We start from the raw sequence: 20783 nt of genomic DNA on the forward strand, positions 1-20783 counted from the left end.
TTGCAGGCAGACTTTGCAGGATTTCGGCGGGAGTTGCAAGTCAGGGTGCCAGACCGGCACCCTGAGCGAAGGCATCATCCTTCGTTATGCATTTCGAGATTTTCCACTTCGTTCTGACGTTGCACTGCTTTGGCGTCGTCATTACGTAAAGTATCGAGGAAATCGAGGTAGCCCTGATCAACATCTTTGGTGACGTAGACGCCGTTGAACACCGAGCATTCAAACTGCTGGATATCCGGGTTTTCAGCGCGAACGGCGTCGATCAGATCGTTCAGATCCTGGAAAATCAACCCGTCAGCACCGATGATCTGGCGAATTTCATCTACTTCGCGACCGTGAGCGATCAGTTCCGTAGCGCTCGGCATATCGATACCGTAAACGTTCGGGAAGCGAATTTCCGGTGCCGCAGAAGCGAGGTACACTTTCTTCGCTCCGGCTTCGCGTGCCATCTCGATAATCTGCTCAGAAGTGGTGCCACGGACGATGGAGTCGTCGACCAGCAGGACGTTTTTATCGCGGAACTCGGCGCGGTTGGCGTTCAGTTTACGGCGCACGGACTTACGACGCAGCTGCTGACCCGGCATGATGAAGGTACGGCCAACATAGCGGTTTTTAACGAAGCCCTGACGGTACGGTTTGCCCAGAATACGAGCAATTTCCAGCGCGATATCACACGAGGTTTCCGGGATCGGGATCACCACGTCGATATCCAGATCTTCCCATTCGCGGGCAATTTTCTCGCCCAGTTTCGTGCCCATATTCACACGCGCGCTGTAAACGGAAATTTTGTCGATGAACGAGTCCGGGCGAGCAAAGTATACATACTCAAACAGGCACGGATTGCTGACCGGATTGTCAGCACATTGACGGGTAAACAACTGCCCTTCTTCAGTGATGTAAATCGCTTCGCCAGGCGCGACGTCACGCAGGAAATCAAAGCCCAGTGTATCGAGCGCAACGCTTTCGGAAGCGACCATATATTCTGTGCGGTTCTCGTCAATATCACGTTTTCCCAGAACCAGCGGACGAATACCGTTTGGATCGCGGAAAGCAACCATACCGTGGCCGATAATCATCGCCACACAGGCATACGCGCCGCGGATTAAGCGGTTTGTAGCAGCGATGGCGGCGAAAATGTTGTCGGCTTCCAGCGGGTAGTGGCGGAAGTTGTCCAGCTCGCTGGCGAAGATATTAAGCAGAATTTCCGAGTCGGAAGTGGTGTTGATGTGGCGGCGTTTTTCTTCAAACAGTTTTTTACGCAACTCGTGAGCGTTGGTCAGATTGCCGTTGTGGGCAAGCGTAATGCCATACGGAGAGTTAACGTAAAACGGCTGCGCTTCAGAGGCGCTGGAGCTGCCAGCCGTAGGGTAACGCACATGACCAATGCCCATATTGCCCTGCAAACGCTGCATATGGCGAGCTTCAAATACATCGCTCACCAGCCCGTTCGCTTTACGCAAACGGAAGCAGTTATTGGCATCTATGGTGATGATGCCAGCGGCATCCTGACCGCGATGCTGAAGCACCGTTAAGGCATCATAAATCGACTGGTTAACCGGCATAACACCGGCGATACCGACAATACCGCACATACGTCTTTTTCCTCGTTAAGCCACATCTCAGAGCACTTACGCTCTGGGCAAGAAACTTGACGAGCTTTGCAGATAATCAAAAAACCATCTGATGATAAAACTGAACTGCGGGATCAGCTGTGATTTGCTCCAGTCTTCGCTTTTCGACACCCCGGTAAAGGAGTCGAGAAAGAAGAGAATGGCAGCAACAATCAACACACCGCGCAACGCACCGAAACAGACGCCCAGCACCCGATCGGTGCCTGACAACCCCGTTTTCTCCACCAGCTGGCCTATCACGAAGTTCACGATAGCACCAACGATCAGGGTAGCGATAAACAGTACCGCGATGGCAATCCCATTTCGAACCAGTTCGTCTTCAAAGCCCGTAAACCAGACTGACAGGTAAGTGTAGTAATGACTGGCAACAAAGAAAGCACACCCCCATGTCACCAGCGATAACGCTTCACGAACAAAGCCGCGGATCAGGCTAACCAGAGAGGAAAAAGCAATCACCGCGATTATGGCGTAATCAATCCAGACCATATGTGTCCCACGATTTTACGCCCTGTCATCCTGTTCGGGGCGCATTCTAACAGAAAAAGAAAACGTTTGCGTAGGGATTTCCTTCCCGCGCATCAATAAAAATGGCGCTGAAAAAATATTCAACGCCATCGACTTTTTATGCCTTTGCGGCATCGTGCAATGCGTGTCGGATGCGGCGTAAACGCCTTATCCGACCTACGGTTCTACCCCTGCGTAGGCCTGATAAGACGCACCAGCGTCGCATCAGGCAACGGCTGTCGGATGCGGCGTGAATGCCTTATCCGACCTACGGTTCTACCCCTGCGTAGGCCTGATAAGACGCGCCAGGCGTCGCATCAGGCAACGGCTGTCGGATGCGGCGTAAACGCCTTATCCGACCTACGGTTCTACCCCTGCGTAGGCCTGATAAGACGCGCCAGCGTCGCATCAGGCAAGACCGTATTAATTCGGCGTATAGCCCATTACCACGCCACTTAAGCCAGAAAGTTGCTTCAACTCACCCAGCGATCCTTTCAGCTTATCTTTCGAGGCATCTGGCCCAACCAGAATACGGGTAATTTTACCCTGCACTGGCGTGGATGGCGACGTATAAACCCGATAACCGGCACCGCGCAGCTTACCGACAATCTCATTCACTTTATCGGCATTTTTCAGCGCCCCCAGTTGCACAACATAGGCTTTACCCGTCGGTGCAGCTTTTTCTTCCACGACCGGCTTCGGTTCTGGCTTCGGCGCAGGTGGTGCTTCAACCTTCGGTTTCGGCGGCTCCACCGGTTTCGGCTTCGGTGGGGCGACCGGTGCAGGTTCCGGTTCAAACTCGGTGTTATTGGCTGCAATAGTGGTCGGATCGAGCGACGGTGCTGCGGCATCACCAGCCCGCACCTCTTCCGCTGCGCCTTCCGGCGGCTGCGTCGGCAACGCCTGGGTGGCGGCTGGCATCATATCAGGCTCATCGCGATCGCCCGCTTTTGGAACCAGCGGGATAGCCGCAAACTCATCCTGATAATGTTTTTTCTGCCCGTCCAGCAGCCCTGGAAGTACAATCACCCCCAGCGCCACCAGCACGATCGTGCCCACTAACCGATTCTGAAACTTACTTGCCACCGCTTCTCCTCGCGTCAATCACTTCCATGACATGTGCGACCGTGTGGAAAGAACCACACACCAGCACGGTGTCTTCCGCTTTAGCGTCCGCCATTGCGGCATCCCATGCCTGCGCAACGCTATCAAATGATTTGCCGTTACCCAAATGCTCAAGCAGTTGTTCTGCCGTGGCACCGCGCGGCCCTTCCAGTGGCGCACAATACCAGTCATCAACCACGCTTTTCAACCAGGCCAGAGTTCCGGCAATATCTTTATCATGTAGCATACCGATAACCGCCAGCACGCGCCCGTTTTTCGGTAGCGCTTTCATACGCCCGGTGAGATATTCCGCCGCATGTGGATTATGCGCGACATCAAAAATAACGCGTGGCGACTCGCTCACAATCTGGAAACGTCCCGGCAAAATTGCGCTGGCAATCCCGTCGCGAATGGCATTTTCACTGACCTCCAGCCCGCTGGCACGCAGTGCCGCCAGCGCCGTTGCGGCATTCGGTTGCGGGATAAGCGGCAACGGCAGGTTTTCCAGCGTGCCGTGAGCATCGCTAAACGTCCAGTCATGATCGGTGACGGAATAGTTCCACTCAACGCCCCGACGTTGTAACAGTGCACCTTTTTCCTGCGCCACATCAGCAATGGTAGAAGGCATTTCCGGCTCACCGACAATTGCCGGTTTTTCGCTGCGGAAGATGCCTGCTTTCTCGCGACCAATACTTTCGCGATCTGGCCCCAGCCAGTCGGTATGATCCAGCGCAATACTGGTTACTACCGCGACATCGGCGTCGACAATATTGGTTGCGTCCAGACGACCGCCCAGCCCTACTTCCAGAATCACCACGTCAAGTTGTGCCTGTTTGAACAGCCACAACGCCGACAGCGTACCGTACTCGAAATAGGTCAGGGAAATATCACCGCGTGCCGATTCAATCTCCGCAAAAGAGGCGGTGTGGGCCGATTCCGGCAATTCCTGACCCTGCACACGTACGCGCTCGGTATAACGCACCAGATGAGGCGAACTGTAGACGCCCACTTTGTACCCTGCCGCCATCAGAATCGACTCCAGCGTACGGCAGGTGGTGCCTTTGCCATTCGTACCCGCAACGGTAAACACAAATGGCGCTGGTTTCAGAACGCCAAGACGCGCCGCGACCTGGCTCACGCGCTCAAGGCCGAGATCGATAGTTTTACTGTGCAGGTTTTCCAGATAAGAAAGCCACGAAGCCAGAGGCGACGCGGCTTGAGGAGTGCGTTTGATAATCATGGTATCCGCTGATTCGTTACGGTGAGAATAGCAAAAGGGCAGAGCCAGTGGCCCTGCCCTTATCAGTTATCAGGCCTCAGGTTCCTGATCCGGTACCGGGGGTACCACTACGCCTTCACGCGGCGCTTCAGGATTCGGCGCTGGCAGATTCATCAACTTCGCCAGAATGCTCGCCAGTTTCAGGCGCATTTCCGGACGACGGACGATCATGTCGATCGCGCCTTTCTCGATCAGGAATTCACTGCGCTGGAATCCTGGCGGCAGTTTTTCGCGAACGGTCTGTTCGATAACACGCGGACCGGCAAAGCCGATTAACGCTTTCGGTTCAGCGATGTTGAGATCGCCCAGCATGGCGAAACTTGCAGAAACACCGCCCATCGTCGGGTCGGTCAGCACGGAGATGTACGGCAAGCCGCGCTCCTGCATTTTTGCCAGTGCCGCAGAGGTTTTCGCCATCTGCATCAGCGACATCAGTGCTTCCTGCATACGTGCGCCACCAGAGGCGGAGAAGCAGATCAGCGGGCAGTTATCTTCCAGCGCCTGCTCAACGGCACGCACGAAACGCGCACCCACAACAGACCCCATTGAACCGCCCATAAAGGCGAACTCGAATGCCGCAGCGACAACCGGCATTCCATACAGAGTGCCTTTCATCACCACCAGCGCATCTTTTTCGCCAGTTTCTTTCTGCGCAGATGCCAGACGGTCTTTATACTTCTTGGAGTCACGAAACTTCAGCACATCTTTCGGCTCAAGCTCGCTACCCAGCTCCACAAGGCTTCCTTCATCTAACAGGCTATGCAGGCGATTACGCGCTGTCATACGCATGTGATGGTCACACTTCGGACAGACCTCAAGATTACGTTCCAGCTCAGCGCGGTATAAAACCTGACCGCAGCTATCACACTTAGTCCACACCCCTTCAGGAATGCTCGCCTTGCGGGTGGGAGTAATGTTGCTTTTAATTCGTTCAATCCAGCTCATTAGGGACCTTTCTGTCTGAACCTGGTTCGATGCCAGTTTTATCTTTGGGGACGCATAATGCCATTTTTGCCCCCAACAGACCATGAATGTTGCACATTAAAACATAACAGCCCGAAACTTTGGATAAAAAAGTGGTCGAACCGCGGAGTTACTTTTTATTTTGCGGCGCGTGCCGCAGCGCGTTTGTGACGGATTATTTCGATGACGCCCGGCAAAATAGAAACCACAATAATCCCGACGATCAGCAGCTTAAGGTTATCCTGAACCATCGGGATTGTACCGAAGAAATAGCCTGCGTAGGTAAAAAGCAGTACCCACAACAGTGCGCCGATCACGTTATAAGCAGCGAAATGACGGTACGACATGTGGCCCATTCCCGCAACAAACGGGGCGAACGTTCTGACGATCGGCACAAAACGGGCGAGAATAATCGTTTTGCCGCCATGTTTCTCATAAAACTGATGGGTTTTGTCGAGATAACTGCGACGGAAAATTTTCGAATTGGGATTACTGAATAACTTTTCACCGAACAACCGCCCGATAGTGTAATTGACCGCGTCACCCACAATCGCGGCGATCAGCATCAGCACCACCATCATATGGACGTTGAGATCGTTGGTTTCCAGTGATGCCAACGCTCCGGCAACAAACAGCAATGAATCACCCGGTAAAAACGGCGTTACCACCAGACCGGTTTCACAGAACAAAATTAAGAACAAAATGGCATAAACCCAGACGCCGTACTCCGCGACCAGCTCTGCCAGATGCACGTCAATGTGCAGGATAAAATCGATGAGGAAATAAATCAGGTCCATATTTGCCTATGCCTTGTACTCGTCATCTTTCAGGCTGTAACTACGTTGGCTACAGCCTGAAATGTTCCGAGCATTATTCTCGTTAGTCCGCCAGAAATAGCGGGCCCATTGGCGGTTTTGGAAGATCATACCGGTCAGGGTAATCCACCGCGACCAGATACAGCCCTTCCGCTTTTGCCGTTGCTGCCGCCAGCGTTCTGTCCTTTGCCGCCAGCAACTCTGCTATCCAGCTCTCCGGCTGGTTGTGGGCACCGACTTCCATCAGGCTGCCGACAATATTCCTGACCATATGATGTACAAAGGCATTCGCTTTGATATCTACCACCACATAAGGACCGTGACGCGTGACATTAATATGCATAACGTTGCGCCACGGGGTTCGGGACTGGCACTGCACCGCACGGAACGAGGTGAAATCATTCTCGCCCAGCAAGCATTGCGCAGCCCGATGCATCCGTTCAGCGTCCAGCGGTTCGTAAAAATGGGTTACCCCTTTACTCAGTACCGCCGGGCGCAGCCGATGATTGTAGATGATGTAGCGATAACGGCGAGCCGTGGCGCTAAATCGGGCATGAAAATCATCAGGTACAGCTTTAACCCAACGCACGGCGATGTCACCAGGTAAATTCGCATTTACGCCCAACGTCCACGCAGCGTCTTTGCGCTGCGCGGTTGTTTCGAAATGCACAACCTGCCCGGTACCGTGTACCCCTGCGTCAGTACGCCCGGCGCAGAAGACGGTGATGGGTTCGTTCGCCACCTGGGAGAGCGCCTTTTCCAGCTTCTCCTGCACACTGCGAACTTCGTTCTGCCGTTGCCAGCCGTAATACTTACTGCCGTCGTACTCAATGCCCAGCGCAATTTTATAAACTGGCGGTTGTTGCTGGTCGGACATTAGTACAGATACTCCTGCACCAGTTTCTCGGCGATTTTTACTGCCATCAGCGCGCCGCCAAAGCGAACGTTATCGGCCACCGACCAGAACTGGACTTGCTCCGGCATACCGTAGTCATTACGCACGCAGCCAACAGAAAGATGCGGCGTACCAGAAGCATCACCTACCTGAGTTGGGAATTCGTTCTCTTCAGAGAGCACAATATCTTCCCCTTGAACAAACGCATCACGCGCTTCTTCTGCTGCCAGTGGACGCAGAGCTTCAAAGTTGACCATCTGGGCATGACCGTAGAATACCGGTGCCTGGACGACGCTTGCCGAAATCATCAGTCCTTCGTCCTGCAGGATTTTGCGTACTTCGTCAACGATACGACGTTCTTCACGCACGCTACCTTCGCTATCCGGCAGTAACGGCAGCATGTTGAACGCCAGCTGACGCCCGAAGAAATCTTCTTCGTCAATCGGAATGCCGTTGAGCAATTTAGCACTCTGCCCCGCTAACGCATCGACCGCTTTTTTGCCCTGGGCGGAGGCTGAAATCAGGCTGGTAACGCTGATACGTGATAAACCGCCCTGATCGATTAACGGTTTCAGTGCCGCCAGCAACTGGCTGGTCAGACTGTCCGGTACGGCGATGACATTCCGGTTGCGGTAATCGGTCAGTACAAACGGGTTTACTTCCGGCACCACCAGCGGTACGTCGGGTTCGAGAGCAAACAATCCGCTGCTGTCGATCACCAGGCAACCTGAGTTGGTCGCTTCTTCAACCCAGGCAGCGGTAGCTTCTTTGCCTGCGACAAAAAATGCCAGCTGCGCCTGCGTCCAGTCGAATTCAGCGGCATCCTGCACGGTGATTGTCTTACCACCAAAGCGCAGTTGTTCGCCTGCGCTTTCGTTACGTGCCAGTGCATAAATTTCCCCAACCGGGAACTGACGTTCAGCCAGCGTTTCAAGCAGGGCTTCGCCCACAGCGCCAGTTGCGCCCAGGACGGCAATGTTCCAGCCTTCAGACATGGTGGTTTACTCCAGAAATAGCAAAGCTCCCTGCCAATGTTACAGCAGAGAGCATGAAGAAGAGATTAACGTGCCGGATGATGAACGGCGTTAAAACCCAGTTTACACAGCAATGATGCCGCACTGGCGTCATCACAAATTACATACAGAGATGACCATTCACGGCGCTCAAGATAGTTTTTGCGCAGTTTATCGAACTCACCCGGTATCCCGGCGACTTTACGCAGCGGTGCGTCATCGCGGCGCACATCATACACCAAATGCACCAGCCTTTTCAGCGTCGGTTGATCGAGCGGGCCATGCAGCGTAATGCGACCAAACTCTGGCGTGGGCAGTAATGTATCCAGCGCAACGTGCTGTTCATGCCCAATAAACTTGCTATAGGCTTCAAACACTTGCGTAGTACCGCGTGCTTTACCTTCCAGGGTATAGCCTGCAATATGCGGCGTGCCGATATCCACTTTTGTCAGCAATTCCACATTAAGTTCCGGCTCGCCTTCCCAGACATCCAGCACCACGCTTAACTTCTGGCCTTCATTCAGGCAGGTCAGCAGCGCGGTATTATCGACGACTGCGCCACGGCAGGCGTTAATCAGAATCGCTCCCGGTTTCAGGCTACGGATCAGTTTTTCATCCGCCAGATGCAGCGTTTTGTACTGCCCGTCTTTGAAGAGTGGCGTATGGAAAGTCAGAATATCCGCATGCTGAACTAATTCATCCAGCGAGCGGAAATCACCCTCATCCCCACGGTCGGCGCGAGGCGGATCGCAAAGTAAGGTTTTAATCCCTAACGCTTCCAGTCGTGCCTGTAAACGCCGACCAACGTTACCAACGCCCACGATCCCCACGGTACGCTCGTGCAGTGAAAATCCATCGCGTTCGGCAAGCATCAGCAGGGAGGAGAAAACATATTCCACCACCGCAATCGCATTACAGCCAGGTGCAGCGGAAAAACCAATTCCCGCCTGCTTCAACCATGCTTCATCGACATGGTCGGTCCCCGCAGTGGCAGTGCCAACAAATTTAATGGGTTTTCCTGCCAGCAAAGATTCATTCACTTTCGTGACCGAACGCACCATCAGCGCATCCGCGTCTGCCAGTTGAGCGACGGGGATTGGACGCCCGGGAACCGCGGTCACCTCACCCAAACGGCTAAATAAGTCGCGGGCATAAGGCATATTTTCATCAACAAGGATTTTCACGTTTGTGTTACCTGTATGAGACGAGAGTTAACCGGACAAGTGTGCCATAATCTCGCGGCCAGGCATACTTGCGAAGATTTCAGGTATAAGGATACGTAATGATACAACCTATTTCCGGCCCTCCTCCTGGGCAACCACCAGGTCAGGGAGATAACCTGCCGTCTGGCGCGGGCAATCAGCCTTTATCCAGTCAGCAACGTACTTCGCTGGAAAGCTTAATGACGAAAGTGACCTCACTGACGCAACAGCAAAGAGCAGAACTGTGGGCGGGTATCAGGCACGATATTGGTCTGTCGGGAGATTCACCGCTGCTTTCGCGTCACTTCCCTGCCGCTGAGCATAATCTGGCGCAACGTCTGCTGGCCGCGCAAAAAAGCCATTCTGCCCGCCAGCTTTTAGCGCAATTAGGGGAGTATTTACGTCTGGGGAATAATCGTCAGGCGGTCACGGATTATATCCGTCATAACTTTGGTCAGACGCCGCTGAATCAGCTCTCACCGGAGCAATTAAAAACCATTCTAACCCTGTTGCAGGAAGGGAAGATGGTTATTCCGCAACCGCAGCAGCGCGAGGCGACCGATCGTCCTCTATTACCGGCGGAGCACAATGCGCTCAAACAGCTGGTGACCAAACTTGCGGCGGCAACGGGGGAACCCAGCAAACAGATCTGGCAATCGATGCTGGAACTTTCCGGGGTGAAAGATGGCGAGTTAATTCCAGCGAAACTGTTTAACCATCTGGTGACCTGGCTGCAGGCGCTTCAGACGCTAAGCCAGCAAAATACGCCGACGCTGGAATCACTACAGATGACGCTAAAACAACCTTTAGATGCCAGTGAACTGGCGGCGTTATCGGCATATATCCAGCAAAAATATGGCCTTTCTGCGCAATCATCGCTTTCTTCTGCCCAGGCCGAGGATATTCTTAATCAGCTTTATCAACGGCGGGTTAAAGGGATTGATCCGCGTGATATGCAACCGCTGCTTAATCCTTTTCCACCGATGATGGACACGTTGCAAAATATGGCAACGCGTCCCGCGCTGTGGATACTGTTAGTCGCGATTATCCTGATGCTGGTCTGGCTGGTTCGTTAACCCCGACGAAATGACAGTATCGTGACAATAATTCCCAGCACCGCAGAGATCGCCCCGGCAAGAAATACCGAAGAGTAACCAAACGTGGTCGCCAGCATTCCCGCCAGCGGCCCGGAGACGCCGAGGGCGATATCCTGAAACGCGGCGTAACCGCCCAGTGCGGTGCCGCGAACTTGTGAGGGGACACGTTTAACCACCTCCACGCCCAGCGCAGGAAAGATAAGCGAACATCCGGCTCCGGTTAACGCCGCGCCCGCTAATGCGACCCACGCACCCGGGGCTTGCCAGAGCAGCAACAAGCCCACCGTTTCTACAAGCAGAGAGACAATCGCCACTTTCACGCCGCCAAAACGGTCCGGCATCCAGCCAAACATGACGCGCATCACGACAAATGCGCCGCCAAACGCGGTAAGAGTAAAGCCCGCCATCGCCCATCCTTTGCTGGCAAAGTAGAGCGAAACGAAAGTCCCGATAACCGCAAAACCAACGCCTTGTAGTGCCAGCCCTAACCCTGGTTTCCAGATAAGCCCGACAACGCTCCACAGAGATGGACGTTCTCCCGCCAGGGCCGGTACTTTGCGCACTGTGCCGTTACAGGCCCACGCCAGTAAGGGTAATGCCATTGTGGTGATCGCCAGTGCGGCAAAACCGTAATGGCTATGAATCAACAGGCCAAGCGGAGCACCAACAGCGAGGGCACCGTAAATCGCCATTCCATTCCATGACATCACTTTGCCAGAGTGTTTTGGCCCTACGATGCCTAACCCCCAGGTCAGAGCGCCTGTCAGTAACTGGCTTTCACCAAACCCAAGAATCAAACGCCCGATGACCAACAGGGCAAATTTGAACGGTGCGGAGACAGGCAAAATCGCCGCCAGCAGCAACGCGCCACCAGCCAGACCACAAGCTAACATCCCCTGAAGCGCCGAACGTTTTGCGCCATATTGATCGGCCAGTCGCCCGGCGTAACCACGCGTCAGCACCGTAGCCAGAAACTGAATCCCGACGGCAATGCCGACCATGGTATTGCCATAGCCCAATTCATGATGAACAAACAGCGGGATAACCGGCAACGGCAACCCTACGGTCATGTAGGTGAGAAAAACCGCAAAAGCGATGCGGAAGAGCGAAAAATTGGCAGAAGATCGTGTTTCGGTTTGGCTTACAGCAGTCATGCATTACTCCAGAATGCAGCGCAAGGCGAGGAGTATCCCCGTCTCATCTCTCTGGTTTCAGGGTTACGGTGCGTTGGCAGGAATTAACGCGTACGTCTTTTCAGAAGGAAATCGACAAAGCGGGAAGTTTGCCTGGTACAGGCGGCGATTGTCAATGATGTGAAAAAGGGAACCATCAGGTTCCCTTTGGCGTTAGTGCCGGAGGCCGCATTGGCGCGTAACGTCGGATGCGACGCTGGCGCGTCTTATCCGACCTACTCCGGCCTACTGCGAATTAATCTTTCAGCTTGCGCATTACCAGCGTGGCGTTGGTGCCGCCGAAGCCGAAGCTGTTAGACATAACAGTGGTCAGTTCGCGATCGGTCGTTTCGGTCACGATGTTCAGACCCGCAGCCTGCTCGTCCAGCTCTTCAATGTTGATGCTCGGGGCGATAAAGCCGTGTTCCAGCATCAACAGAGAGTAGATAGCTTCCTGTACGCCAGCAGCGCCCAGAGAGTGACCGGTCATGGCTTTGGTTGCAGAAATCGCCGGGCTCTTATCGCCGAACACTTCACGGATAGCTGCCAGCTCTTTCACGTCGCCAACCGGAGTCGAAGTGCCGTGGGAGTTCAGGTAATCGATTGGGGTATCAACGCCATGCATCGCCATCTGCATACAACGTACTGCGCCTTCGCCAGACGGAGCAACCATGTCTGCGCCATCAGACGTTGCGCCGTAGCCAACGATTTCAGCATAGATGTGAGCACCACGCGCCAGCGCGTGTTCCAGCTCTTCAACCACCACCATACCGCCGCCGCCAGCGATAACGAAACCGTCACGGTGAGCGTCGTAAGTACGGGAGGCTTTTTCCGGGGTGTCGTTGTATTTAGTAGACAGCGCACCCATTGCGTCGAATTCGCAAGCCATTTCCCAGCACAGCTCTTCGCCGCCGCCAGCAAACACGATGTCCTGTTTGCCCAGTTGGATCTGCTCTACTGCGTTACCGATACAGTGTGCGGAAGTCGCACACGCGGAGCTGATGGAGTAGTTAACGCCATGAATTTTAAACGGCGTGGCGAGACAGGCAGAAACGCCGGATGCCATCGCTTTGGTGACCACATATGGGCCAACCGCTTTCAGGCCGCGCGGACCGCGCATTGCGTCAGCGCCGAACACCTGGAAACGCGGGGAGCCGCCGCCGGAACCTGCAATCAGGCCAACGCGCGGGTTATTCTGGTAAGCTTCCGGGGAGAGGCCCGCATCAGCGATTGCCTGCTCCATAGAAAGGAATGCATAAATGGATGCGTCGCTCATAAAGCGCACAACTTTGCGGTCAATGAGGCCAGTGGTATCCAGTTTTACGTTGCCCCAGACGTGGCTACGCATGCCGGAATCCTTCAGCTCCTGAGAGAAAGTGATCCCTGAACGTCCTTCACGCAGAGATGCCAGGACTTCCTGCTGGTTATTACCGATGCTGGAAACAATGCCCAGGCCAGTAATCACTGCACGTTTCATTCAATACCTCTGTAAGTCGCACATAGAGTAAGTTTCGAATGCACAATAGCGTACACTTGTACGCCGAACAAGTCCGATCAGCCAATTAATAGAGAAATTTGCGCAGCCTTACACACATCGCTAAGATCGAGCCACCGCCTGTAAGACGAGTAACTTACGTGAAACACTACTCCATACAACCTGCCAACCTCGAATTTAATGCTGAGGGTACACCTGTTTCCCGAGATTTTGACGATGTCTATTTTTCCAACGATAACGGGCTGGAAGAGACGCGTTATGTTTTTCTCGGAGGTAACCAATTAGAGGCACGCTTTCCTGAGCATCCACATCCTCTGTTTGTGGTAGCAGAGAGCGGCTTCGGCACCGGATTAAACTTCCTGACGCTATGGCAGGCATTTGATCAGTTTCGCGAAGCGCATCCGCAAGCGCAATTACAACGCTTACATTTCATTAGTTTTGAGAAATTTCCCCTCACCCGTGCGGATTTAGCCTTAGCGCATCAACACTGGCCGGAACTGGCTCCGTGGGCAGAACAACTTCAGGCGCAGTGGCCAATGCCCTTGCCCGGTTGCCATCGTTTATTACTCGATGAAGGCCGCGTGACGCTGGATTTATGGTTTGGCGATATTAATGAACTGACCAGCCAACTGGACGATTCTCTAAATCAAAAAGTAGATGCCTGGTTTCTGGACGGCTTTGCGCCAGCGAAAAACCCGGATATGTGGACGCAAAATCTGTTTAATGCCATGGCAAGGTTGGCGCGTCCAGGCGGCACGCTGGCGACATTTACGTCTGCCGGTTTTGTCCGCCGCGGTTTGCAGGACGCCGGATTCACGATGCAAAAACGTAAGGGCTTTGGGCGCAAACGGGAAATGCTTTGTGGGGTGATGGAACAGACATTACCACTCCCCTGCTCCACGCCGTGGTTTAATCGTACGGGCAGCAGCAAACGGGAAGTAGCGATTATCGGCGGTGGTATTGCCAGCGCCTTGTTGTCGCTGGCGTTATTACGGCGCGGCTGGCAAGTAACGCTTTATTGTGCGGATGAAGCCCCCGCGCTGGGTGCTTCCGGCAATCGCCAGGGGGCGTTGTATCCGTTATTAAGCAAACACGATGAGGCGCTAAACCGCTTTTTCTCTAATGCGTTTACTTTTGCTCGTCGGTTTTACGACCAATTACCCGTTAAATTTGATCATGACTGGTGCGGCGTCACGCAGTTAGGCTGGGATGAGAAAAGCCAGCATAAAATCGCACAGATGCTGTCAATGGATTTACCCGAAGAACTGGCTGTAGCCGTTGAGGCAAATGCGGTTGAACAAATTACGGGCGTTGCGACAAATTGCAGCGGCATTACTTATCCGCAAGGTGGTTGGCTGTGCCCAGCAGAACTGACCCGTAATGTGCTGGAACTGGCGCAACAGCAGGGTTTGCAGATTTATTATCAATATCAGTTACAGGATTTATCCCGTAAGGATGACTGTTGGTTGTTGAATTTTGCAGGAGATCAGCAAGCAACACACAGCGTAGTGGTACTGGCGAACGGGCATCAAATCAGCCGTTTCAGCCAAACGTCGACTCTCCCGGTGTATTCAGTTGCTGGTCAGGTCAGCCACATTCCGACAACGCCGGAACTGGCAAAACTGAAGCAGGTGCTGTGCTATGACGGTTATCTCACGCCACAAAATCCGGCGAATCAGCATCATTGTATTGGTGCTAGTTATCATCGCGGCAGCGAAGATACGGCGTACAGTGATGAAGATCAGCAGCAGAATCGCCAGCGGTTGATTGATTGTTTCCCGCAGGCACAGTGGGCAAAAGAGGTTGATGTCAGTGAGAAAGAGGCGCGCTGCGGTGTGCGTTGTGCCACCCGCGATCATCTGCCAATGGTAGGTAATGTTCCCGATTATGAGGCAACACTCGTGGAATATGCGTCGCTGGCGGAGCAGAAAGATAAGGCGGTAAGCGCGCCGGTTTATGACGATCTCTTTATGCTTGCTGCTTTGGGTTCGCGTGGTTTGTGTTCTGCCCCGCTGTGTGCCGAGATTCTGGCGGCGCAGATGAGCGACGAACCGATTCCGATGGATGCCAGTACGCTGGCGGCGTTAAATCCGAATCGGTTATGGGTGCGGAAATTGTTGAAGGGTAAAGCAGTTAAGGCTGGGTAACCAGCTTTGGCATTGTTTGTCGGATGCGGCGTGAACGCCTTATCCGACCTACGTGTGACGTGTAGGCCTGATAAGACGCGATAAGCGTCGCATCAGGCATGGTGCTCCAGACGCCGCAACTTACTGCTGTGATGCCTGCTGAAACAGGTTTTCCCACATATCGGTCACCAGCGCCTGGTCACGCGGCGACAATTCACCAGCACCAATGGCTTTTTCCAGACTCTGGCTAACGGTCGTATGCACCGCCTGAGCGGAGTGGTCATCACCACTTTCCAGTTCTGCGATGGCTAATGTCAGGTGGCCACGCAAATACCCACTGGCAAACAACTCATCATCACTGGCATGGTCAACCATACCGTCGATTAATGCCAGAATGCGTGATTCAAACTCCGCGATCATCTTCTTTCCTCATTGTAAAACGTGGCGCTGGCTTCAGTTGAGCGCTTCCGGCCACGGGAACTGTTCCGCCGTAATTTCCGGCGTGTGATAATAATTTTGTAGTGCTTTAATGAAACGTGCCGGGCGTTCCGGAATGCCATTTGTTAGATAATCCATCACCTGCGCATGTACTCGCCGTTGAAACACCACGCGGTCCGGTTCGAAGTCGCCTTCCAGATTGTCGCAACTGACGTTAAACGGATATCCAGCCGCCACGCAGAACAACCAGTCGAGCGCCTGCGGCTTCACTTCAACATCTTCAAACTGGCTTTGCGTTCGGGCATCGCGTCCGTCCGGGCAATACCAGTAGCCGAAATCAACCAGCTCACGGCGCGCTTTTCCGGCAATACACCAGTGCGAAATCTCATGAATTGCGCTGGCATAAAAGCCATGAGCAAAGACGATTCGGTTATACGGTACTTCCGCATCAGCAGGAAGATAGATCGGTTCGTCGTCGCCTTTAATCAGACGGGTATTAAAATCATCGGCAAAGCAGCTATTAAAAATTTCAATCAACTGCTCATAGTGGTGTGTACTGTTCATTAGTTCATCCCCAACCAGTGGAGGATCTCCTGTCCGTGGCTATCATAAAGTAATTTGGCACTCATCACCGCCGAGACGATAACGATCATCGGGCGGATCAGTTTTTGTCCTTTGCTCAACACCAGTCTTGAACCCATGCGCGCGCCGAGGAACTGCCCCACCAGCATCACAAAGCCCGTCGCCCAAATCACTTTGCCGCCGAGAATAAACAGCAGTAAACCGCCGATGTTTGACGTTGCGTTGAGTAATTTGGCGTGAGCCGTGGCTTTGGCGAGGTTGAATCCGCACAGCGTAACAAAGGCCAGCGCGTAAAACGATCCGGCTGCCGGACCAAAGAATCCGTCGTAAAAACCGACGCAGCCACCGGCAATTAACGCGAAGGGTAAACCGTACATCCGGCGCTGGCGATCTTCTTCACCCAGCTTTGGCATCAGCAAGAAATAGAGGCCGATACAAATCACCAGAATGGGCAAAATCTGCCGTAAGACATCAGCCTGAACGTATTGCACCAGCAGTGCGCCGCTCATTGAGCCGATAAAGGTCATGGCGATATTGAGTTTCTGATCGCTTAAACTAACCACTTTGCGGCGAATAAAGTAGATAGTGGCGGAAATAGAGCCGCCGCAGGCTTGCAGTTTATTGGTTGCCAGCGCATTAGCGGGAGACATCCCCGCTGCCATCAATGCCGGAATGGTGAGTAACCCACCGCCACCGGCAATCGAGTCGATAAATCCCGCCAGCATGGCGACAAAAAAGAGAACTCCCAGCAACAGCGGGGAAACCATAAACAGGCTATTAAACGTTTCCATCAGATCACGTGCTCATCCAGTAGCGCCTGGCAGGAAGGCGGCAACGGAGGCGGTGTCTTCTTCTCAGGCTTTGTTGTTCCCGGTTTTGGAGGTTCAAACCAGCTTTGCAGTTCTGCCCCGCAACCATCGCCTGGTGGCGGTAAAGGTTGATCTTCACACTCCAGACTATCGGCAGGGCAACGTAATCGTACATGCATATGCGCGCGATGCTGGAACCAGGGTCGCACTTTGCGCAACCAGTCGCGATCGGTGCCCGCATCAAGGCAAAGTTGTTGTTTAATCGCCGGATTAACAAAAATGCGCGTGACGTCTTTGTCCTGGGCGGCGAGTTTGATCAAGCTGAAAATTTCTGGCTTCCACAGCGTGGAGACAACGTGTTTACCGTCGCGGGAAACTAAGTCCAGTGCTTGCGGGCGCAAGAGCTGCGCGGAGGTCCAGCGAGTTTTCGGCAGTTGCAGAAAGATATCGACATCCAGTCCGGTCTGGTGGCTGGCATGACCGCCGTTGAAGCGCCCACCAGCGGGCATCCCCATATCGCCAATCAGCACCGTACCCATGCCCAGATTGCTCACCTGGCTACTCAGACGCTGGATAAACACCACCAGGTCCGGGTGACCGAAATAGCGACGCTGATCGGTACGCATGACCTGATAATGTTCGGACTGTATCGGCAGCGTGTCAGCGCCGACGATACAGCCATTAGAAAAACTGCCTATCGATTGTGCGCTACCCGGCACAGGTTGGGTTATTTTTTGCCACGGCGTCGCTGCCAGGCTGGCGCTACTGGCAAGCAGGGCCAGCAGCGCAATCGCGGTTTTGTTCATTTTTTACCAGCGTGGAATATCAGTCTTCACATCGGCATTTTGCGCCCGCTGCCGTAACAGGTGATCCATTAATACGATCGCCAGCATCGCTTCTGCGATCGGCACGGCGCGGATCCCGACACAAGGATCGTGACGGCCTTTGGTGATCATCTCAACTTCTTCGCCAAAGCGGTTAATGGTGCGCCCCGGCACGGTAATGCTGGAGGTCGGTTTCAGCGCCATATGGGCAATGATTTGCTGCCCGCTGCTGATACCGCCAAGAATGCCGCCCGCATGGTTGCTCTGGAAACCGTCTTTGGTGATTTCGTCGCGATTCTGGCTGCCGCGCAGCGCCACTACGTCAAAACCGTCGCCAATTTCCACGCCTTTCACCGCGTTGATGCTCATCAGCGCATGGGCGATGTCGGCATCCAGGCGGTCAAAGACCGGCTCGCCAAGTCCGGCGGGGACACCACTGGCTACAACGGTGACTTTCGCGCCGATGGAATCGCCCTCTTTTTTCAGCGCACGCATCAACTCGTCTAACGCGTCGATTTTGTCGGGGTCCGGGCAAAAAAACGGATTTTGCTCGACCTGCGACCAGTCTTTGATATCCAGCGGAATGTCGCCCATCTGGGTCAGGCAGCCGCGGATTTCAATACCAAATTTCTCGGCGAGATATTTTTTGGCAATCGCCCCTGCCGCCACGCGCATGGCGGTTTCGCGGGCGGAAGAACGTCCACCGCCGCGATAATCGCGCAGACCGTATTTTTGTTCGTAGGTGTAATCGGCATGGCCAGGACGGAAAACGTCCTTAATCGCACTATAATCCTGAGAACGCTGATCGGTATTTTCGATCAACAAACCAATGCTGGTGCCGGTAGTAACACCTTCAAAAACACCGGAGAGAATTTTGACCTGATCTGGCTCACGACGCTGGGTGGTATAGCGCGATGTCCCAGGGCGACGACGATCAAGGTCATGTTGCAGGTCCGCTTCCGTCAGCGGAATGCCCGGCGGAACACCATCGACGATGCAGCCGAGCGCCAGCCCGTGCGATTCGCCGAAGGTGGTTACGCGAAAGAGTTGTCCAATTGTGTTTCCAGCCATCACGGCTCCGTTATTGTTGTGTTTGCGTGTTTACTTAATCTTTATAAATCGCGAAATGTTCACGGGCCGCCAGCAGCTGCTCTTTGGTGAGCATAAACACACCATCGCCGCCGTTATCAAACTCCAGCCAGGTGAACGGAACATCCGGATATTGTTCCATAAGATGTACCATGCTGTTGCCGACTTCACAAATCAGCACACCATCATCAGCAAGGTAATCTGCCGCGTTACCGAGAATGCGACGCGTCAGTTTCAGGCCGTCAGTGCCAGATGCCAGGCCCAGTTCCGGCTCGTGACGGTATTCGTTTGGCAGGTCGGACATATCTTCCGCATCGACATACGGCGGGTTAGTGACGATCAGGTCGTACTGCACTTTCGGCAAATCACGGAACAGATCGGAACGAATCGGAATGACGTTGTGGATCAGACCGTGTTCTTCGATGTTCTGTTCGGCAACCGCCAGCGCGTCGGGAGAGATATCCACCGCGTCGACTTCCGCATCCGGGAAGGCATAAGCACAGGCAATGGCGATGCAGCCGCTACCGGTACACATATCTAAAATATGCTGCGGTTGCTTGCTGATAAGTCCGGCAAATTTATTGTTGATCAGTTCACCAATCGGCGAGCGCGGCACCAGCACACGTTCATCGACGTAAAATTCATGGCCGCAGAACCACGCTTTGTTGGTCAGGTAAGCAACCGGAATGCGTTCGTTGACGCGGCGGATCACGCGTTCAACAATACGGTGTTTTTCGCTGGAGGTCAGACGCGCGGTGCGCATATCTTCCGGAATATCCAGCGGCAGGTAGAGCGACGGCAATACCAGCTGCACGGCTTCATCCCACGGGTTATCGGTGCCGTGACCGTACCAGATATTTGCCGCGCTGAAGCGGCTTACCGACCAGCGCAACATGTCCTGAATGGTTTGCAGCTCATTTACTGCTTCATCAACGAAAATTTTATCCACGTATTCCTCCAGGGCATGATCGCAATAATTTCGGCGGCTAGTTTGCCATGAAGATGACGATAAATCAGCATTCACGCGCGGTGAGTGAGGAAAAATACGTTTAAAACGATCGATTGCGCTACGAGTCGGGTAAACTGTAGGAAAATTAGAAATAGAGACAGATAAATGAAAAAGAAAACAACACTTAGCGAGGAGGACCAGGCTCTGTTTCGCCAGTTGATGGCGGGGACTCGCAAGATTAAGCAGGACACGATTGTCCACCGACCGCAGCGTAAGAAAATCAGCGAAGTGCCGGTGAAACGCTTGATCCAGGAGCAGGCTGATGCCAGCCATTATTTCTCCGATGAGTTTCAGCCGTTATTAAATACCGAAGGTCCGGTTAAATATGTTCGCCCGGATGTGAGTCATTTTGAGGCGAAGAAGTTGCGACGCGGTGATTATTCGCCGGAATTGTTTTTGGATTTACACGGTCTGACGCAGCTGCAGGCCAAGCAGGAACTGGGCGCGTTGATTGCCGCCTGCCGTCGTGAACATGTGTTTTGCGCATGCGTAATGCACGGGCACGGGAAGCATATTTTGAAACAGCAAACGCCGCTGTGGCTGGCGCAACATCCGCATGTAATGGCATTTCACCAGGCACCGAAAGAGTACGGCGGAGATGCAGCGTTGCTGGTGTTGATTGAAGTGGAAGAGTGGTTGCCGCCAGAGTTGCCGTGAATATTAAGTGCCGGATGTGGCACTGGCACCGAATGCCGGATGTGGCGTGAACGCCTTATCCGGCCTACAAAGTGTGCAA

The 20783-nt window shown here is 53.7% G+C and carries 20 protein-coding genes; 3 read left to right on the forward strand and 17 right to left on the reverse strand.

The features are described 5' to 3' along the window. Positions 1-74: 74 nt before the first annotated feature. From purF to pdxB, 9 genes are all read right to left on the reverse strand, one after another. A complete protein-coding gene (gene purF / locus HUZ68_RS15600) occupies positions 75-1592 on the reverse strand; it encodes an amidophosphoribosyltransferase (protein ID WP_000334220.1) in 1518 nt (505 codons plus the stop codon). A gap of 36 nt (positions 1593-1628) precedes the next feature. Further along, on the reverse strand, positions 1629-2117 hold the full coding sequence (gene cvpA / locus HUZ68_RS15605) for a colicin V production protein (protein ID WP_000262113.1): 489 nt from the start codon (positions 2115-2117) through the stop codon (positions 1629-1631). A 441-nt stretch (positions 2118-2558) separates the two neighbouring features. Next, positions 2559-3221 carry a cell division protein DedD gene (gene dedD / locus HUZ68_RS15610; RefSeq protein WP_000157015.1) on the reverse strand — a complete coding sequence of 221 codons (663 nt, stop codon included), beginning with the start codon at positions 3219-3221 and terminating at the stop codon, positions 2559-2561. Next, entirely contained in the window at positions 3211-4479 is a 1269-nt protein-coding gene (gene folC, locus HUZ68_RS15615; protein ID WP_000584579.1) for a bifunctional tetrahydrofolate synthase/dihydrofolate synthase, read from the reverse strand. The genes dedD and folC overlap by 11 nt, the downstream gene beginning before the upstream one ends. Before the next feature lie 69 nt (positions 4480-4548). After that, on the reverse strand, positions 4549-5463 hold the full coding sequence (gene accD / locus HUZ68_RS15620; protein WP_000118404.1) for an acetyl-CoA carboxylase, carboxyltransferase subunit beta: 915 nt from the start codon (positions 5461-5463) through the stop codon (positions 4549-4551). Between the two features lie 155 nt (positions 5464-5618). After that, positions 5619-6278 carry a DedA family protein gene (locus HUZ68_RS15625; protein ID WP_000364335.1) on the reverse strand — a complete coding sequence of 220 codons (660 nt, stop codon included), beginning with the start codon at positions 6276-6278 and terminating at the stop codon, positions 5619-5621. 82 nt (positions 6279-6360) lie between these two features. Further along, positions 6361-7173, reverse strand: a complete 813-nt coding sequence (gene truA / locus HUZ68_RS15630) for a tRNA pseudouridine(38-40) synthase TruA (RefSeq protein ID WP_001283590.1) — start codon at positions 7171-7173, stop codon at positions 6361-6363. Continuing rightward, a complete protein-coding gene (locus HUZ68_RS15635) occupies positions 7173-8186 on the reverse strand; it encodes an aspartate-semialdehyde dehydrogenase (protein WP_001289167.1) in 1014 nt (337 codons plus the stop codon). The genes truA and HUZ68_RS15635 overlap by 1 nt, the downstream gene beginning before the upstream one ends. A 65-nt stretch (positions 8187-8251) precedes the next feature. Then, positions 8252-9388 carry a 4-phosphoerythronate dehydrogenase PdxB gene (gene pdxB, locus HUZ68_RS15640; RefSeq protein ID WP_112924918.1) on the reverse strand — a complete coding sequence of 379 codons (1137 nt, stop codon included), beginning with the start codon at positions 9386-9388 and terminating at the stop codon, positions 8252-8254. Between the two features lie 98 nt (positions 9389-9486). Between pdxB and flk the strand changes: the two genes are divergently transcribed. Beyond that, on the forward strand, positions 9487-10482 hold the full coding sequence (gene flk / locus HUZ68_RS15645) for a flagella biosynthesis regulator Flk (protein WP_239593921.1): 996 nt from the start codon (positions 9487-9489) through the stop codon (positions 10480-10482). On the opposite strand, the gene HUZ68_RS15650 is transcribed toward flk, so the two are convergent. Both HUZ68_RS15650 and fabB read right to left on the reverse strand, forming a co-directional pair. Beyond that, positions 10479-11657 carry an MFS transporter gene (locus HUZ68_RS15650; protein ID WP_088129317.1) on the reverse strand — a complete coding sequence of 393 codons (1179 nt, stop codon included), beginning with the start codon at positions 11655-11657 and terminating at the stop codon, positions 10479-10481. The two genes, flk and HUZ68_RS15650, sit on opposite strands and share 4 nt — an antisense overlap. Before the next feature lie 274 nt (positions 11658-11931). After that, on the reverse strand, positions 11932-13152 hold the full coding sequence (fabB, locus tag HUZ68_RS15655) for a beta-ketoacyl-ACP synthase I (RefSeq protein ID WP_000817183.1): 1221 nt from the start codon (positions 13150-13152) through the stop codon (positions 11932-11934). Positions 13153-13310: 158 nt separating this feature from the next. On the opposite strand from fabB, the gene mnmC reads away from it, so the two are divergent. Continuing rightward, positions 13311-15317, forward strand: a complete 2007-nt coding sequence (gene mnmC, locus HUZ68_RS15660; RefSeq protein ID WP_112924915.1) for a bifunctional tRNA (5-methylaminomethyl-2-thiouridine)(34)-methyltransferase MnmC2/FAD-dependent 5-carboxymethylaminomethyl-2-thiouridine(34) oxidoreductase MnmC1 — start codon at positions 13311-13313, stop codon at positions 15315-15317. A gap of 120 nt (positions 15318-15437) precedes the next feature. Here mnmC and HUZ68_RS15665 read toward each other — a convergent pair whose 3' ends face one another. Genes HUZ68_RS15665 through prmB form a run of 6 tightly spaced genes read right to left on the reverse strand, consistent with a single transcriptional unit; the run spans position 15438 to position 19987 of the window. Then, positions 15438-15716 (reverse strand): YfcL family protein, encoded by a 279-nt coding sequence (locus tag HUZ68_RS15665; RefSeq protein ID WP_000559764.1) that lies wholly within the window; start codon positions 15714-15716, stop codon positions 15438-15440. A gap of 33 nt (positions 15717-15749) precedes the next feature. Then, positions 15750-16298 carry an elongation factor P hydroxylase gene (gene epmC / locus HUZ68_RS15670; protein ID WP_021577755.1) on the reverse strand — a complete coding sequence of 183 codons (549 nt, stop codon included), beginning with the start codon at positions 16296-16298 and terminating at the stop codon, positions 15750-15752. Beyond that, complete coding sequence (locus HUZ68_RS15675) at positions 16298-17107, reverse strand: sulfite exporter TauE/SafE family protein (RefSeq protein ID WP_000447356.1); 810 nt, start codon at positions 17105-17107, stop codon at positions 16298-16300. The genes epmC and HUZ68_RS15675 overlap by 1 nt, the downstream gene beginning before the upstream one ends. Further along, on the reverse strand, positions 17107-17931 hold the full coding sequence (gene mepA, locus HUZ68_RS15680) for a penicillin-insensitive murein endopeptidase (protein ID WP_112924913.1): 825 nt from the start codon (positions 17929-17931) through the stop codon (positions 17107-17109). Before mepA ends, HUZ68_RS15675 begins: the two co-directional genes overlap by 1 nt. 3 nt (positions 17932-17934) lie before the next feature. Then, a complete protein-coding gene (aroC, locus tag HUZ68_RS15685; RefSeq protein WP_001333535.1) occupies positions 17935-19020 on the reverse strand; it encodes a chorismate synthase in 1086 nt (361 codons plus the stop codon). 34 nt (positions 19021-19054) lie between these two features. Beyond that, the gene (gene prmB / locus HUZ68_RS15690) at positions 19055-19987 is read right to left on the reverse strand and encodes a 50S ribosomal protein L3 N(5)-glutamine methyltransferase (RefSeq protein WP_001309606.1); all 933 of its coding nucleotides are present in this window, start codon (positions 19985-19987) and stop codon (positions 19055-19057) included. A gap of 165 nt (positions 19988-20152) precedes the next feature. Between prmB and smrB the strand changes: the two genes are divergently transcribed. Next, positions 20153-20704, forward strand: coding sequence for an endonuclease SmrB (smrB, locus tag HUZ68_RS15695; protein WP_000730806.1), 552 nt, complete (start codon positions 20153-20155; stop codon positions 20702-20704). The last annotated feature ends 79 nt before the right edge of the window (positions 20705-20783 follow it).

The organism is Shigella dysenteriae (assembly GCF_022354085.1).
In the GTDB taxonomy this organism is placed as follows: domain Bacteria; phylum Pseudomonadota; class Gammaproteobacteria; order Enterobacterales; family Enterobacteriaceae; genus Escherichia; species Escherichia coli.